General features: G+C 63.6%; 13 protein-coding genes. 1 reads left to right on the top strand and 12 read right to left on the bottom strand.

What is annotated here, in order from left to right; all coding sequences use genetic code 11:
• Positions 1–3: 3 nt before the first annotated feature.
• Positions 4–1,056: a quinolinate synthase NadA gene (gene nadA, locus JWJ88_RS18705; RefSeq protein ID WP_205295937.1), complete on the bottom strand. Its 1,053-nt coding sequence runs from the start codon at positions 1,054–1,056 to the stop codon at positions 4–6.
• 266 nt (positions 1,057–1,322) lie between these two features.
• Here nadA and JWJ88_RS18710 point away from each other — a divergent pair, with 266 nt between their 5' ends.
• A complete protein-coding gene (locus tag JWJ88_RS18710) occupies positions 1,323–2,087 on the top strand; it encodes an IclR family transcriptional regulator (RefSeq protein ID WP_205295938.1) in 765 nt (254 codons plus the stop codon).
• A gap of 3 nt (positions 2,088–2,090) precedes the next feature.
• Here JWJ88_RS18710 and JWJ88_RS18715 read toward each other — a convergent pair whose 3' ends face one another.
• The 11 genes from JWJ88_RS18715 to JWJ88_RS18765 all read right to left on the bottom strand — a co-directional run bounded on the left by JWJ88_RS18715 (position 2,091) and on the right by JWJ88_RS18765 (position 14,976).
• Positions 2,091–2,729, bottom strand: a complete 639-nt coding sequence (locus JWJ88_RS18715) for an aminotransferase class IV family protein (RefSeq protein WP_205295939.1) — start codon at positions 2,727–2,729, stop codon at positions 2,091–2,093.
• On the bottom strand, positions 2,687–3,814 hold the full coding sequence (locus tag JWJ88_RS18720; RefSeq protein ID WP_240200293.1) for an aminodeoxychorismate synthase component I: 1,128 nt from the start codon (positions 3,812–3,814) through the stop codon (positions 2,687–2,689). Before JWJ88_RS18720 ends, JWJ88_RS18715 begins: the two co-directional genes overlap by 43 nt.
• Before the next feature lie 207 nt (positions 3,815–4,021).
• On the bottom strand, positions 4,022–4,594 hold the full coding sequence (locus JWJ88_RS18725) for an NADPH-dependent FMN reductase (RefSeq protein ID WP_205295941.1): 573 nt from the start codon (positions 4,592–4,594) through the stop codon (positions 4,022–4,024).
• A gap of 127 nt (positions 4,595–4,721) precedes the next feature.
• The gene (locus JWJ88_RS18730; RefSeq protein WP_205295942.1) at positions 4,722–5,636 is read right to left on the bottom strand and encodes a LysR family transcriptional regulator; all 915 of its coding nucleotides are present in this window, start codon (positions 5,634–5,636) and stop codon (positions 4,722–4,724) included.
• 108 nt (positions 5,637–5,744) lie between these two features.
• Positions 5,745–6,728: a glutathione S-transferase family protein gene (locus JWJ88_RS18735; RefSeq protein ID WP_205295943.1), complete on the bottom strand. Its 984-nt coding sequence runs from the start codon at positions 6,726–6,728 to the stop codon at positions 5,745–5,747.
• Between the two features lie 17 nt (positions 6,729–6,745).
• The gene (locus tag JWJ88_RS18740) at positions 6,746–7,582 is read right to left on the bottom strand and encodes a VOC family protein (protein ID WP_205295944.1); all 837 of its coding nucleotides are present in this window, start codon (positions 7,580–7,582) and stop codon (positions 6,746–6,748) included.
• A 169-nt stretch (positions 7,583–7,751) separates the two neighbouring features.
• The gene (locus JWJ88_RS18745) at positions 7,752–7,892 is read right to left on the bottom strand and encodes a hypothetical protein (protein ID WP_205295945.1); all 141 of its coding nucleotides are present in this window, start codon (positions 7,890–7,892) and stop codon (positions 7,752–7,754) included.
• A gap of 346 nt (positions 7,893–8,238) precedes the next feature.
• Complete coding sequence (locus tag JWJ88_RS18750; RefSeq protein WP_205295946.1) at positions 8,239–9,963, bottom strand: GMC family oxidoreductase; 1,725 nt, start codon at positions 9,961–9,963, stop codon at positions 8,239–8,241.
• Between the two features lie 87 nt (positions 9,964–10,050).
• A complete protein-coding gene (locus JWJ88_RS18755) occupies positions 10,051–10,863 on the bottom strand; it encodes an enoyl-CoA hydratase/isomerase family protein (RefSeq protein WP_205295947.1) in 813 nt (270 codons plus the stop codon).
• A complete protein-coding gene (locus JWJ88_RS18760) occupies positions 10,853–12,931 on the bottom strand; it encodes an acetate--CoA ligase family protein (protein WP_205295948.1) in 2,079 nt (692 codons plus the stop codon). The genes JWJ88_RS18755 and JWJ88_RS18760 overlap by 11 nt, the downstream gene beginning before the upstream one ends.
• Positions 12,928–14,976, bottom strand: a complete 2,049-nt coding sequence (locus JWJ88_RS18765; RefSeq protein ID WP_240200294.1) for an oxidoreductase — start codon at positions 14,974–14,976, stop codon at positions 12,928–12,930. The genes JWJ88_RS18760 and JWJ88_RS18765 overlap by 4 nt, the downstream gene beginning before the upstream one ends.
• Between the last annotated feature and the right edge of the window lie 144 nt (positions 14,977–15,120).

The following is a 15,120-nucleotide window of genomic DNA, read 5'->3' on the forward strand; positions in this document are numbered from 1 at the left end:
CCGTCAGGCCGCCAGACGCTGCGACAGATCGATCATCCGCTGCACCGCAAGCCGCGCGCGGTCCGCGACCTGCGGGTCCACCTCAACCACGCCGGTCATGGTGTGCAGCGACCACAGCACCTTCTCCAGCGTGATCTTCTGCATATAGGGACACATGTTGCAGGGACCGAGAAACTCGACGCCGGGGTTCGCATCCGAGATGTTCGAGGCCATGGAGCATTCCGTGACCAGCATCACCTGTTTCGGCTGCTCGGCCTCGACCCAGCCCTGGATATTGGCGGTCGAGCCGGCGTAATCCGCCTCGGCCACCACGTCGGGCGGGCATTCGGGATGGGCGATGATCTTCAGCCCCGGGTTCCAGTCGCGGAAATCGCGCAGGTCCTGTGCGGTGAACTGTTCGTGCACGATACACGCGCCATCCCACCAGACCACGCGCTTTTGCGGTACCTGCTTGGCCACGTTCTGTGCCAGCCATTTGTCAGGCGTCATGATCACGGTGTCGCTGTCCATCGCCGCAACGATCTGCGCCGCGTTGGCCGAGGTGCAGCAGATGTCGGACGCCGCCTTCACCTCGGCTGTGGTGTTGACATAGCTGACCACCGGAGCACCCGGATACCGGGCGCGCATCTGGGCAATGCCATCGGCGGTGATGCTTTCAGCCAGCGAACAGCCCGCCTCCATATCCGGCATCAGCACGGTTTTTTGCGGGTTCAGGATCTTCGAGGTCTCGGCCATGAAATGCACGCCGCATTGCACGATCACCTGAGCCTCGACCTGAGTGGCGGCGATAGCCAGCGCAAGACTGTCGCCCACGACGTCGGAGATGCCGTGATAGATCTGCGGCGTCATGTAGTTATGCGCCAACACCACGGCATTGCGTTCTTTTTTCAGCCGGTTGATCGCGGCGACATAGGGCGCATGGATCGCCCAGTCCGGCCAGGGCATGACGCGCCCCATCCGGGCATGGATATCGGCCATGCGCTCGGCCAGTTCGAGCGATGGCTCAAGATCGTAGCACGAGCCAAGCTCGCTGCGGATGGTCGTCAGATCGAGCATTCGGTCCCCCCAGTCTGCCCGCGTCGCAGTCACCCCCGATATGGCGCGTCCGGCCCCTGATACCGGAAACGCCAAGGTCTGTGTGACGGGGTTCCTAACCCATGGATGACATTCGGGCAACGCAAATGCTACTGCGCGGCATCGGGAGAAAACGTCCCGGCACCGATCCTGCCAGCGATACAAAAACGACAAGGTGCGACACGGTGCGTCTGGACCTTCGACCGTCCTGCGCTAAAAAGACCCGTGAAGTTAGCGAGTTCAAAGCCATGCAAGAGTTTCAAGACAGCCCTCAAGCGCCTCCCAGTCTGCGAAACCTCCAGATACTGGAGGTGCTGGCGCGCGAGGCACGTCCCATGACCGCGACCGAGATCAACGCCGCCCTCGGCCTGCCCAAGCCCACCATCCACCGCCTCGTCACCAATCTGGAGCAAGAAGGCTATCTCTCGCGCCAATTGGATGGGCGCAGCTATCTTCCGGGTTACAAGCTGCGGCAAATGATGCTGGGCGTCATGCATTCCTGCCAATACGACCTGCCGCGTCATGACGTGCTGATCCGGCTGTATGCCGCCGTGGGGGAAACCTGTTCGATTCTGATCCCCGAAGGCAACACGCTGGTTTATGTGGATCGTATCGAGACGACCTGGCCGCTGCGTCTGGTGATCCAGCTTGGCACCCGCGTCCCGCTGCACGCCACGGCGGGCGGCAAAGTCTGCCTGGCGTACATGCATCCAAGCAGTCTGGAGCACTTCCTCAACCATACCAAGCTGGATCAGCATACCCCGAACACCCTGATTCGGGCCGAATCCCTGCGCGAAGAGCTGGTTCGCATCCGCAAACAGGGCTTTGCCATCGACCGCGAGGAATACATCCCGGGCATCGTCGGCATCGCAGTTCCGGCTTTGAATGCGCAAGGCAGGGTGTTGGGAGCCGTCAACTGTCACGCGCCCATCCAACGCATGTCGCCAGATGCCGCATGCACGCATTTGCCGGCGCTGCAGCAGGCGGCCCAGGAACTGGCGGCGCTTGCCTGATTCCTATCGACCCGCCCAATTGCCGGGGATCAGCCCGCGCAGGGCATTGCCGACCCACAGCCGGACGTTGGGCAGGTCCTCGGCCAGCAGCAGTTCTTCGCGGCACAGCCCCTCGGCCAGCATCCCGGCCCGCAGGACGCCCGGCAAAAGCCCGGATGCCAGCGGCGGCGTGCGCATGCCGTGGCCACGGTCGAAAAAGACCGTGGTGATGGTGCCATCGCACACCTCCCCGCGCTCGTTCAGAAAGATCAACTCCTCGATTCCCTCGGGCAGGGCGGCGCGGGCGGCGTCGTAATCCGCCCGCCGGGTGGTTTTAAGCCGAAGCCATGGGTCGCCCGAAAAAAGCCGTCCTTCGGCCAGCGCCAGCCGCCATTGCGGGCGCGACCCCGGCAAGGCGGCGCGCGTCACCTCGATCCGGCCGACGCGGTCCAACGTCAGCCGCAGCCGGGCGGGCAGACCCGTCCGAGCCACCAGCGCCGCGCGGGCAGCCGCCACGTCGCAGGGCCAGCCAAGCGCCTGAGCGCCCGCCGTCAACCGCGCCAGATGTCCCGCGATCCGCGGGCAGCCGGCACCGTCCCAAAGCACGGTCTCGATCAGCCTCAGGTCGGGATCGTCAGATCCTGCGCATAACGGGCTTTCCACAGCGCTTCCTCCCATTCGCCCTCGGCGGTTGAATCCTGTACCACGCCACCGCCGACATTCAGCGTCACCTCGCCATCCGGCCAGACCGACAGCGTGCGGATTGCGACCGAGAAACATGCCGCGCCATCCGGAGCCATCCAGCCGATGCTGCCGCAATAAACGCCGCGGGCAAAGGGCTCGACCTCGCGGATGATCTGCATGGCGCGGATCTTTGGTGCGCCGGTGATCGAGCCGCAGGGAAACAGCGCCCGCATCAACACCCCCAGTTCTGCGGGCTGCTGCAACTGGCCCACCACGCGCGAGCTCATCTGGTGGACGGTGGCAAAGCTGTCCACGGCGAACAGTTCGGGCACCCGCACCGAACCCACGCGCGAGATGCGGGCAATGTCGTTGCGCAGCAGATCCACGATCATCAGGTTCTCGGCCCGGTTCTTTTCCGAAGCCGCCAGCCCCGCCGCCAGCGCCGCATCGCGGATCGGGTCGGGGTCGCGCGGCGCCGTGCCCTTCATCGGCCGTGCCTCGATCCGGCCTTCCGCATCAAGGCGGAAGAACAGTTCGGGTGAACGCGAGACCACGACAGGCCCCTGCCCCAGATCGGCATAGGCGCCAAAGCCGACGGGTTGGCGCGCCGCCAGCGCCGCATAAAGCTGCAAAGCCGAGCCGGAAAGCAGCCGCGAGCCCATCGGGAAAGTCAGGTTGATCTGATAGCAATCCCCCGCCGCGATATAGTCGCGGGTGCGGGCAAAGGCCGCCGCGTAATCGCGTTGCGAGATCAGCGGCCGCAACGGGGCAAGCCGCACCCCCTTACCCGAAGGCAGCTCTGTCGCGGCTTGGGGCGCATCATAGACGCCAAAGGCCAGCAGCGGGGTACGGCGGTCATCCGGCATGTCGCGCGCCAACACCGGCTCCAGCGCATAGCCCATTTCATAGGACAGCCAGCCGGCGATCCATGCGCCCCCGCGCCGCCGCGCCTCCAGCCGCGCCAATGCAGGGGCGACGTCCTCGGGCCGCTCGACGACCAGCAGTTCTTGCGGGTTTCGAAACAGGACCGGCCCCCCATCCGGGCCGAATTCGCAAAGGATCACGCGCGCCTCCATTCTCGCGGCGCGAGGTAACATGGGCGGGACTGCGGGAACAATGCCCGGTCAACGGCCGGCATGCGAATGCGATGGAATATCTTGATGCGACCTTGGTTGCCCATCGACATCATCGGAAAAAGGGCGAACGGCCCGTTGTCATCATCGCAATCCGCCGCACGCAGCGGCTTTGCGCCGCCGCACAGCGGGCAAAGTTCAAGCGTCCTTTGGCAGGGCCGAGCGGACCCGGGCGATGAACATGTGGAATTCCTGCATGAAGCTGCGCAGGAAGTCAGCGGTGCCTTCGTTCGTCACCTCGCCGTCATCGGTGATCAGCCCCGGCGTAAACTGGATATAGGCCTCGGGTGCATTCATCTGCGGCGAGTTGCAAAAGCTAAGCACACTGCGCAAGCTCTGCTGGGCCACGGCTGTTCCGATCGCGCCGGGCGATGTGCCGATCACCGCCGACGGCTTGCGCGTGAAAGAGTTGGTGCCATAGGGACGGCTTGCCCAGTCGATGGCGTTCTTCAATCCGCCCGGGATCGAGCGGTTGTATTCCGGCGTGACGAACAGAACCGCATCAACCGCCGCGATGGCGTCCTTGAACGCCCTGCCGGCTGGCGGATAGTCGGCGTCATAGTCATAGCTGTAAAGCGGCAGGTCCTTGAACGAGATCTCCGACATCTCCAGCTCTGGCGGGGCCAGCCGCACCAGCGCCATGGCAAGCTTGCGATTGATCGATTCCCTGGCAAGACTGCCGATAAGATAGCCAACCTTGTGCGTCGTCATTGTCATATGCCCCGTCGTGAGAAATAAGTTTTCCGGCCGATTCAGGATGCGGTAAACGCGCTGTCACTGTCCACCAACCGGGGCAGAAAGTCACGGCTTCTTTGGTAAAGAGACGGCCGCTTCGGCTTTACCAGCCCCGGTCCCATTCCGGCTTTCCACGAAAATTATTGGCAAGGAAATCAACCAGAACCCGCACCTTCGAGGCCAGATGTCGCGCCGGGGGATAAAGGGCGTGGATCGTGCGCGGCGCGTCCTCCCATTCGGCCAGCACCTGCCGCACCTGACCCGCGCGGATCGCGGGACCACCGACGAAGCTTGGCACATACGCGATGCCATGGCCGCGCACGGCTGCCGCCAGACAAGCTTCGGCGCTGGAAAAGCACAGCCGGCCGGCGACCTGCACGATCAGCGCCTCGGCCTCTGCCGGCCGGGCAAAGCGCCAGCGCGACGGGTCGGGAAAATTGCTGTCCAGGATGCAGTCATGCGTGGCCAGATCCGCCGGGCTTGCGGGCTCGCCATGCCGGGACAGATAGTCGGGCGCCGCCACGGCCACGACCCGCGCATCGCACAGCTTGCGCGCGATCAGGCTGCTGTCTGCGGGCTTGCCGATCCGCACCGCCAGATCAAAACCCTCATCCACAAGGTTGGTGGTGCGGTCCGCAAAGCTGACATCCAACCGGATCTGAGGGAAGGCCTGCGCAAAATCCATCAGCAGCGGCACCAGAGCGATCGTGCCAAAGCTCATCGGAGCGGTGATCCTCAGCCGCCCGCTGGGCGCGCCCGACGCATTGCGCACCGATGCGTCAAGCGCGTCGAACTCTTCGATCAGCGCCTTGACACGTTCGAAATAGGCCTGCCCAACCTCGGTCACCGACAGGGCACGGGTGGTGCGGTTGATCAGTTGGACGCCCAGTTCGGCCTCCAGCCGGGACACCAGTTTCGATGCCTGACCGCTGCTGGTGCCAAGGCGACGCGCGGCTGCCGCAAAGCTGCCCTCGTCCAACACGGCGACAAACATCCGGTCGCAATCAAGACGGTCCATCCGCGCATCCCCTTCCGGTCGGTTTTCCGTGTCAGACCGATGTATAGCACAAAGCAGACCGCCGCATCGGGGATGAGCGGCTTGCATATGCCTTGTCCCGGCGGGGGTTCAGGCCGCACCGCCAAGCCGGACGGCGACCGGATCCAGCCCCGGCATATCCGGGCCGACCGGCACGATCCCGGTGGGGTTGAGCGCCAGAATCGAGTAATAGCCGTGCTTGATATGGTTGATGCTGACCGTGTCGCGCACGCCCGAAATGGCCAGAACCCGCGCCATCCAGCCGCTGATCGCCGGATAATCCGCGATCCGGCGCAGGTTGCATTTGAACAGCCCGTGATAGGCCGCGTCAAACCGCACGGTGGTGACGAAAAGGCGGATATCGGCCTCGGTGAACCGATCGCCCAGCAGGAAGGGGCCGCCATGGGTGAACCGTTCCTCCAACTCGTCAAGCTGGGCGAAGACCTCGGCGAAAGCCTCCTCGTAGGCCACTTGGGTCGTCGCGAACCCCGCGCGATAGACGCCGTTGTTCAGACGCGGATAGATACGGTCGTTCAGCGCATCGATTTCCCCGCGCAGATCCTGGGGATAAAGGTCCGGGCCGCTGGCAAGATCGCCGAAGCCCGAATTGAACATCCGCAGGATCTCGGCCGATTCATTGCTCACTATGGTGCCGCGTTTTTTGTCCCACAGCACCGGCACGGTTGCGCGGCCGGAATAATGCGGGTCCGCGCGGGTATAGATCTGGTGCATGAAGCTGGCGCCATTGACCGGATCGGGATCGGACCCCGAAAAGCCGCCAAACCGCCAACCCTGTTCGGACAATACCGGATTGACCACCGTGACCGATACCACATCCTCAAGCCCCTTGAGCTTGCGTCCGATCAGCGTGCGCGAGGCCCAAGGACAGATCAGCGCGACATAAAGGTGATAGCGCCCTGTCTCGGCCGCAAATCCCCCTTTGCCGCTGGGGCCGGCACTGCCGTCCGGCGTCACCCAGTTGCGAAAGCCCGAGATCTGACGGACGAAACCGCCCTTGTCATCCTTGGCCTGAACCGGCTGCCAATTCTCGACCCATTTACCATCGACAAGCATCTTCGCATCTTTCCGTCTTATACAATGTGCAGGGCGATGGGTGTGCCCCAAGGGTCGTACAGCGTGGACTGCGCGGCCATGTCGGTGCGGTCGCGGATCGCCTTGGCGCGACCGGCATCCAGCCGGATCTGCACCTCGGCCAGCCCGGTCGAGGGGAAGCTGCGCTCACCCGCACCACGGCTGTTCCAGATATTCGTAGCGATATGATGGTGATAACCATTCGCAGCATAGAACAACGCGCCGGGATAGCGGTTGGTGACAACAAGGCCCAGCACACCGGCATAGAAGCTTTCCGCAGGGGCAAGCGCACCGACCTGAAGGTGGACGTGGCCGATCACCGAGCCCTGCGGAACGCCCTGCCATTGCCGGCCCTCGGTCGTGGCAAGCAGGTCGTCAAGGTCCAGTTGCTCGGTCACCATATGGACTTCGCCGTCTTTCCATGTCCAGGACGAGGCCGGGCGGTCGGCATAGATCTCGACCCCGTTGCCTTCCTGGTCCGACAGGTAAAGCGCCTCGCTGACGTCATGGTCGGAAGCGCCGACCACCGCCGCCCGCGTGTCGATGGCGTGCCGAGTCCAGCGGGCCAGATCGCCGCGCTCGGGCAGCAGAAAGGCGGTGTGAAACAAGCCGGCTTCACGAGCAGAGCGGCGACGGGCAGCGGTATCGCGGCGCAGTTCCAGCAGCACCTCTGACTCGGTGCCAAGTTCAGCGGTCTCGCCGTCCGAGCGCAGCAGGTGCAGACCCACCGCCTGCTCATAAAAGCTGCGGACGCGGTCCAGATCGTTCACGGTCAGCGCCACACGCCCCATGGACAGAGGGGCAGTAATGCGGTCGGCAAGTTTTTCTTCGGTCATATCGATCTCCCCGGGCGGATCGCCGGGACGGCTGTTTCCAGCGACATCCGGGTATCCGCTTGATCCAATTTCTGAAACCAATATGCCCAATGGCGATCTGGAAGATTAGCCGTGCAGATCGGGGTAAACCCCTTCCAATATGGAATGAATTGCCCCTGGGTGCTGGCTGTCAGGCGGCGGCTGAAAACTGCCGGATGATGACACGTGCCAGCGTATCCAGACCATAACCGATGACACCGATCACCAGCACCACCGCCATCAGCTCGTCATAGGCCAGCCGGTCGCGGGTATCGGCAGATCGATCTGCCATTCGCCGATGATGCCTGCTGGCGCTCCGCCCAGCAGAAGAACCCGGTCCAAAGGGGATCGCGAGACTTGTTTCCATAGATTATTTTGCAAAAACATGCAATTAGACTTGCTTTCCAATTTATCTGACGCGTTTGGAAGGACGTTCCCTAAACCGGAGGATGCTTGGGATATTTTGCCCCGTGGCCAAATCACCCGAAGGCTGTTCCACCATACCACATCACCGATATCGACGGCCGATAACAAACGATGCGTCGATGACCGGAAACGGCAACAAGCCGATGCAAATGGATTTCCCGATCTGCCCACCGTGGGCGATCTCTCGCACTGCAATCAGAACCTGCGAAAACTCATCGGCCGGCGCGGATGAAACTCGCGATCCGCTCGGCCATCATGATCGTCGGGATATTGGTATTCGCGCAGGGGATGGAGGGCATCAGCGAAGCGTCACAGACCCGCAGCCCGTCGACACCGCGGACCTTACCTGTCGGGGTGGTGACCGCCTGCGGATCGTCAGCGGCACCCATGCGGCAGGTGCCCGATGCATGCCAGGTGCCGCCGACATGGCGGCGCACGAATTCCGTCAGGGCAGCGTCATCGCGCAACAACCCCTCCATCGTGGTGCCAAGCGTAATCACCGAATGAACCAGCGCCGCACGCAAGGGACCGGCCAGGTCGATCATACCGGACAAAAGCCCGCGTTGCGCCGCATTCCATGCGCCCGGCACCGCCACTTTCGCCACTCGCGGCGAATAGCTTGACGGAAAGATCGTGCCGCGACGACCTGCCATATGCGGGTCGGCCAATAACTCGGCCCCCATGCGCAAGGCCTGTTTCAGCCGCTCAAGATCGCGCTCGTCCGAGAGCATACGGAAATCGACCTCGGGTTCCATGGCCAGATCGGCCGAGCGCAGCCGCAGGAGGCCGCGCGAATAGGATTTGTTTACCCAAAAGAGCAAACTTCCCATCCGATGGCCCACCGAATGCCAGCCGGCGCGTGACAGGATCGCGGCATGCATATCGCCTTGCGGCACGCCGGCCAGACCAGAGGAATAGCGCCAGATCGCCTGCTCATGATGTTCAGCCAGATTTTTTTCACGCATCGCGGGCGGCAACCATGTCGCGACGGCAATCGACGGGTGCTCCATCAGATTGCGTCCTACGCCCGGCAGTTCGTGGACGACACCGATACCATGGCCGGCAAGTTCTTCGCCGCGCCCGATACCCGAGCGCAAAAGCAGAGCCGCGCTGTGGATCGCACCCGATGACACGATCACCTCGCGCGCGGACAGGGTCCGGCGCAGACCGGAAGTATCGACGATCACCGCGCCGGTCGCACAGCGCCCGTTGAACACAAGCCGTTCTGCCCGCGCCGCGGTGATGATTGTCAGGTTCGGGCGGCGGCGAACCTCGGGCGTCAGCCATGCCAGAGAGGTCGGCATGCGGCGCCCGGTATCGCTGATCGCCGCCGCGCCGCGATAGGCGCCGTCCAGCCATTCGCCGTTCTGGTCCGGCCGGATGGGCCAACCGCGTTTCTCAAGCGTCTGCATGACCCGCAGCACGAAGGGCGAGATCCGTTCGTCGTCGATCCGCCGGATTGTCAGCGGCCCGCTGTCGCCATGAAGCGGTCCTTCAAAATCCCGGTCGCTTTCGATCTTCACGAACCACGGCAGGCAATCCTGCCAGGACCAGCCCGCCGCCCCCAAATCCTGCCATTCGTCGTAATCGGCAGGCGCACCGCGATTGGCCATCAGCGCATTGATCGCCGAACCACCGCCAAGGATTTTTGCCTGCTCATAGCGCCGCGAAGATCGCGGCGCGCTGTTCGACCGCGCATAACCCATCAGGGCCGTCAGTTCGTCCCAGATATTGCGCGTATCAAGATAGGCGCGACCGGGATATCGGCTGATGACATCGGGCGGGACATCGCTTTCGTTTATATCGCGCCCGGCCTCGACCAGAACCACCCGGCGCGCCGGGTCTTCGGACAGCCGCGCAGCCAGAACGCAGCCCGCCGAGCCTCCGCCAAGGATCAGGTGATCCGCAACCGCACCTGTGTTCATCGCAACGGTCATGCCCACAACCTCTTAGACGGATGTTCGGGGAACGCAGTACTCATGATAGCAATCCCTGTTGACGTGTTCTGACGAAGCCCAGGCCATTTAACGGCTGTTGCGCCAAGTGATCGCGGCCTTCAGACCCTGTTCCTTGCGTATCCGGTTGAACTCGACGCGCTCGGCCCCGCCCGAGGCTTCGATCACGATGTCGGTCTCTACCGCCGCCAGCAAAGCGTTGCGCATGCCCCTGATATCAAAGCTGCGATTGATCGCCCGCTTGGTCAGTTCGACCGACAACGGCGCCGCAGCAGCGATCTCGCGCGCTTTTTCAAAGGCCCGGTCGATATGTTTTCCTTGGCAGACGGTCTCGGTCACCAAACTGATAGCGGCGGCCCGGCTGGCACTGATCTGGTCGTTGCCGGTCAGCAATATGTCCTTGGCATGCTTTGGCGCGATCATCCACGGCAGGATCATCGCGACAATGCCTGATCCGAAACGCACCTCCGGCTCGCCGAAAATCGCGTCCTCGCCGGCAATGGCAATGTCGCAGGCGACGGCAAGCTCCAGCCCGCCGCCGATACAATGACCGTGGATGGCCGAGATCGTGGGTTTCGGGCAGTCCCAGAACTGCATGATGAAATCGAAATCGGCCTCCAGCACGCGACGCCAGTCCTGCACCTTGCGTTCCTCGGCTGCGGCGGATTCCTTCAGGTCGAAACCTGCAGAAAAGGCCCGCCCCTCGCCTGACAGCACGAAACAGCGGATCTCCGGCTGCTGCTGCAACGTGCTTAGGGCCTGGGTCACCTCGCGCATCATCACGGAATCGATCGCGTTCAGGACGCGCGGGCGGTTCAGGATGATATGGGCGATACCCTCGTCCGAGATTTCAAGGCGGATGGTCTCGTAGTCATTGTTCATGCGATGCCTCTTTCCGACGCAGGGCCAGGCAGTCGACCGCGACCGCGCCCTCTGGTCCGGCCAGGACCGGGTTGATTTCGATTTCCGCGACCCGTCCCGCCACCCCAACGGCAAAGGCGCTGAAGCGAGAGATCAGCGTGCAAAGCGCGTCCAGATCGGCCGGGGGGCGACCGCGCGCGCCCGTCAACAGCGGAAATGCCTTCAGCCGCTCCAGCGCGCGCCGCGCCTCGGCCGCGCTTACAGGCGGCAAAACCGCCGTTGTGTCACGGAAGATTTCGGTGAAAACCCCGCCAAGGCCCAAGGTTATCAATGGACCAAAGTCCGGGTCGGTGGTCATCCCAAGGATCAGTTCCACGCCCGAGGCCATGGCCTGAACGATAACCGGCGCCTGCGGATGACGGGCGGAAAGCGCTTGCCAGGCGACTGTCGCCTCTTGCTGGTTCCTTAGCCCCAGGAATACGCCGCCCTGATCGGATTTATGCGCGATGGCCGCATCGTCGATCTTCAATACCACCGGCCAGCCGTGCTGTGCGGCGAAAGCCGCGATGTCTTCCGGGGCGCGGATCTCGGCGAAAGGCGCGCTGGGAATGCCCGCTTCCACCAGCAGCCGGAAACCTTCGGCACTGCGCAGCATATCCCCCCCTGCCCCGTCGAGTATCGCGTGGACCGCAGGCGACAGCCGCTGCGGCGGTGGCTGATCCGCTGCAGGCTGGCCGAACCGCCAGCGCCGCAGATGCCCAAGCGCCGCCAGTCCGCTGGCCGTGCCCATCAGCACCGCAATGCCCCGACCGCGCAGCTCGGCTGCGATATCGGGCGAAAGGGTGGTCGCGATATTGCCCATGACCGCCACCGGCTTGTCGGTTTCGGCATGAACCCTGCGGATCGCCGCCGCCGACATTTCGGAAAAACGGCGGTCTGGCGGCAGGTTGGTCGCCATCACCACGATGCCCACGCCAGGGTCCTTTGCCATCGCGCCCAGCACCGGCGCCATGACATCCGCGCCGTCGCCCCAGTAGTCCAACGGGTTCGAGACCTCCATTCCCGCATCAAGATGTGCACCCACTGCATCCATGGTCGCCGGCGCAAGTTCGGTAAACGGCAAAGCCAGATCAGCGGCCAGATCGACGATCAATTGACGCTCACCCCCGGAATCCGTGCCAAGCGCGATGCCGGACACCGGCATGACCCGGCGCAGCGCCAGAAGTTCGGCGGTATCGAGCAACTCATCCAGGCTGCGGACCTGAACGATGCCATGGCGTTCGAAGAACGCGTCATAGGCGGCATTCGACCCCGACAGCGCACCGGAATGCGAGATGGCAAAATGCTTTGCCGCCTCGCTGCGGCCCAGCTTCAGCACGATGATCGGCACGCCCTTGGCCGCGGCAAGCTGGGCTGCGACAAGAAAGCCGGCGGGATCACGGATGGTTTCCAGCACGCAGGCAATCACCCGGACATCCGTGGCTTCGACAAGAAAGCGGATGTAATCGGCCGCACCGGTCGCAAGCTCCAGCCCGGCCGAAATCGCGTAGTCGAACCCCATCTGACGGCGGTTGCCGACAAGCCCCGACCAGGTCGAGCCGGAATGCGAAATCAGCGCAACACCGGACGGAGCAGGCAGCGACTTGAAGGGCATTCCCGTCAATTGCAGCCCGTCCACCAGATTGACGAAACCCATGCAATTTGCGCCGCAGACCGCCATGCCGGAATTGCTGGCGATATCGCGGATCACATCGATGCGGGAACGGGCACCCTCGTCGCCATGGGCGCGACCGAACAGCACCGCGCCGCGCAGACCGGCCTTGGCAGCCGCCGTCAAAGAGCTTGCCAGATGCGCGTCACCCACCGCAAAAGCGGCGCAATCAACTTCGCCCGGCACTTCGGACAGGCTGCCATGGCATACCATGTCGCCGATCCGGTCATAGCGGGGATTGACCAGCACCACTTCTCCGGCAAATCCAAGATAGCGGATGGATTGCAGCAGGTTTGCGCCGAAACTATCCTCTTTCGGGCTGGCACCAACGATGGCCAGCCGTCGCGGGCGCAGAAGGGCCGAAATGGCCATGTTCATTCTTGTTCTCCTGCAGGAAGGGGCTGAGTGGCGGAAACTGCGCCCAGAAAACTGCGGGTGATCGCCAGCCCGTCATAGATCGCCTCTTCGGCGCTGCGGGCGATGGTGCAATCGCCGATGGTGACGAAGGGCAGCCCCAGGCCGGCAATCTCGCGTTCCAGCGTCATGTCGGGGGCATTGCCCTCGACCAGCACCACGCTATCGACGCCCTCGACGGTCACGGCCGCCCCGCTGGCGGTATGAAGGAACCAAGCGGTGTCATGGTCGACGCCGTAAATCCGCGCATAGGGGATAACCTCTATCCCCGCCTCGTGCAGCCGGCCCGCCCAAAGATCGCGCACATATTGCTGCAGATTCTGGCCAGCACAGACTCCGCTGACTGCCAGACGGACATGGTGCCCGCGCCGCGCAAGCAGGATCGCCAGCCCGATGCCGATCTGGTCGCAACGCCAATCCGCCACGACCACCCTGCCGCCGGGCTTTGCCTTGCCGGTCAGCACATCGGCGGCGGTGACGACATGATCACCCAAGTCGCCCTCGATCCGAGGCATGACTGGCGCCGAGCCGGTGGCGACGATCAACGCATCGGGCCTTTCCTCGGCCAGCATCGCGGCGGTGACACGGGTATTCAGCCGGATCTCGACCTGTCTCAGCGCAAGCTCGGTCACGAGATTGGTCACCAGCCCGCCGAATTCCGCACGATCAGGCAATAGCTGCGCCAGCAGCGCTTGACCGCCAGGCTGCGCCGCCGCTTCGGCCAGAACCACCTGATGACCCATCTCGGCGGCGGTGACGGCGGCTTTCATCCCCGCCGGCCCCGCCCCTGCCACCATGACCCTGAGCGGGCGGGCCGCGGGGGGCGGCTCCAACGGCAATAGCGTTTCACGCCCGGTCAGCGGATTCTGAATGCAAGAAATCGGGTAACCGGCGTGAAAATGGCCGATGCAAGCCTGATTGCAGCCGATACAAGCCCGGATTTCATCCGCCCGGCCGGTGCGCGACTTGCGCGGCATATCGGGGTCCACGATCAGCGCCCGCGTCATGCCGCACATATCGGCCTGACCTGCGGCCAGCACGGCTTCGGCGATCTGCGGCTGGTTGATCCGCCCTGCGACAAAGACCGGCACTCCAACTTGTGCGCGGATCGCAGCCGCATGGGGTGCGACATAGGCGGGGTCGATCTCCATCGGGGGGACGACATGGATCGAGCCGCCCGGCCCCGCCATCGTCCCCAGCGTAGTGTTGATATAATCGACCAACCCCTCGTCGCTAAGCCGTCGACAGACGTCGAGCACCGCCTGCTGGTCAAGGCCGCCCTCCTCTGTCTCATCGGCCGAGATGCGCAGGCCGACCACGACCCCCTCGCCGACCGCACGACGCGCGGCGATCAAAGCCTCGCGCAGAGGGCGCAGACGATTTTCCTCTGAGCCGCCATATTCATCTTCGCGCAGATTGACCGCTGGGTTGAGGAATTGCGCGAATAGCAGGCCATGGCTCGCCATCAGTTCGACACCGTCGTAACCGGCTTCGGCATAGCGTCCGGCAGCGGCCCCTGCGGCCTCGATGATTTCCGCCACCATCGCGGCAGGCATTTCGCGCGGCACGACGTGAAACCGGTTCTCGGGCACCGACGACGGTGCCCAGACCACGCCGCGCATTCCGTTCATCATCCGTCGCGTCACCCGGCCCGGATGCGAAAGCTGGCCGAATATCTTTGCGCCGTGGCGGTGAACGGCGGCGGCAAGCCGCGCGTAATGCGCAATCGCCTCGTCGTCAGTCAGCGTCAGATCCGGCGCCTCGCCAATTGCCGAAGCATGAAATCGCGCCGATTCATTGACGATCAAGCCCACGCCACCGCGGGCCCGCGCCTCGTGATAGGCGATCATCGCCTCGCCCGGCCGGTTGCGCTCGGCCAGCCATGTCTGGTGGCCCGTGGACAGGATTCGATTGCGGATCTCATGACCACGGATGGTCAGGCCCGAGAAAAGATAGGGAAAGCTTGCGGACGAAATCGGATGACCTTCCTGCTGGCAAGGTAGCCGCAAGGCATGCGGACAACCTGATCTGAGGTTACCCTAGCATCCCCATATTCCAAGTTTAGCGACGAAATAGTATGGTTGACATAACCTGAAATCATGACAGAGGCTAACCCATGCCGTTGCGCGCAAGACTGCCTTCCTCTGGCGCCC

This window comes from Paracoccus methylovorus (genome assembly GCF_016919705.1).
GTDB classification, from domain to species: domain Bacteria; phylum Pseudomonadota; class Alphaproteobacteria; order Rhodobacterales; family Rhodobacteraceae; genus Paracoccus; species Paracoccus methylovorus.

Excerpts from the sequence above, each read along its gene's own strand:
- JWJ88_RS18735 (WP_205295943.1), bottom strand. The coding sequence starts at position 6,728 with ATGCTTGTCGATGGTAAATGGGTCGAGAATTGGCAGCCGGTTCAGGCC.
- nadA (WP_205295937.1), bottom strand. The coding sequence starts at position 1,056 with ATGCTCGATCTGACGACCATCCGCAGCGAGCTTGGCTCGTGCTACGAT.
- JWJ88_RS18760 (WP_205295948.1), bottom strand. The coding sequence starts at position 12,931 with ATGAACATGGCCATTTCGGCCCTTCTGCGCCCGCGACGGCTGGCCATC.
- JWJ88_RS18755 (WP_205295947.1), bottom strand. The coding sequence starts at position 10,863 with ATGAACAATGACTACGAGACCATCCGCCTTGAAATCTCGGACGAGGGT.
- JWJ88_RS18725 (WP_205295941.1), bottom strand. The coding sequence starts at position 4,594 with ATGACGACGCACAAGGTTGGCTATCTTATCGGCAGTCTTGCCAGGGAA.
- JWJ88_RS18730 (WP_205295942.1), bottom strand. The coding sequence starts at position 5,636 with ATGGACCGTCTTGATTGCGACCGGATGTTTGTCGCCGTGTTGGACGAG.
- JWJ88_RS18750 (WP_205295946.1), bottom strand. The coding sequence starts at position 9,963 with ATGACCGTTGCGATGAACACAGGTGCGGTTGCGGATCACCTGATCCTT.
- JWJ88_RS18710 (WP_205295938.1), top strand. The coding sequence starts at position 1,323 with ATGCAAGAGTTTCAAGACAGCCCTCAAGCGCCTCCCAGTCTGCGAAAC.
- JWJ88_RS18745 (WP_205295945.1), bottom strand. The coding sequence starts at position 7,892 with ATGGCAGATCGATCTGCCGATACCCGCGACCGGCTGGCCTATGACGAG.
- JWJ88_RS18740 (WP_205295944.1), bottom strand. The coding sequence starts at position 7,582 with ATGACCGAAGAAAAACTTGCCGACCGCATTACTGCCCCTCTGTCCATG.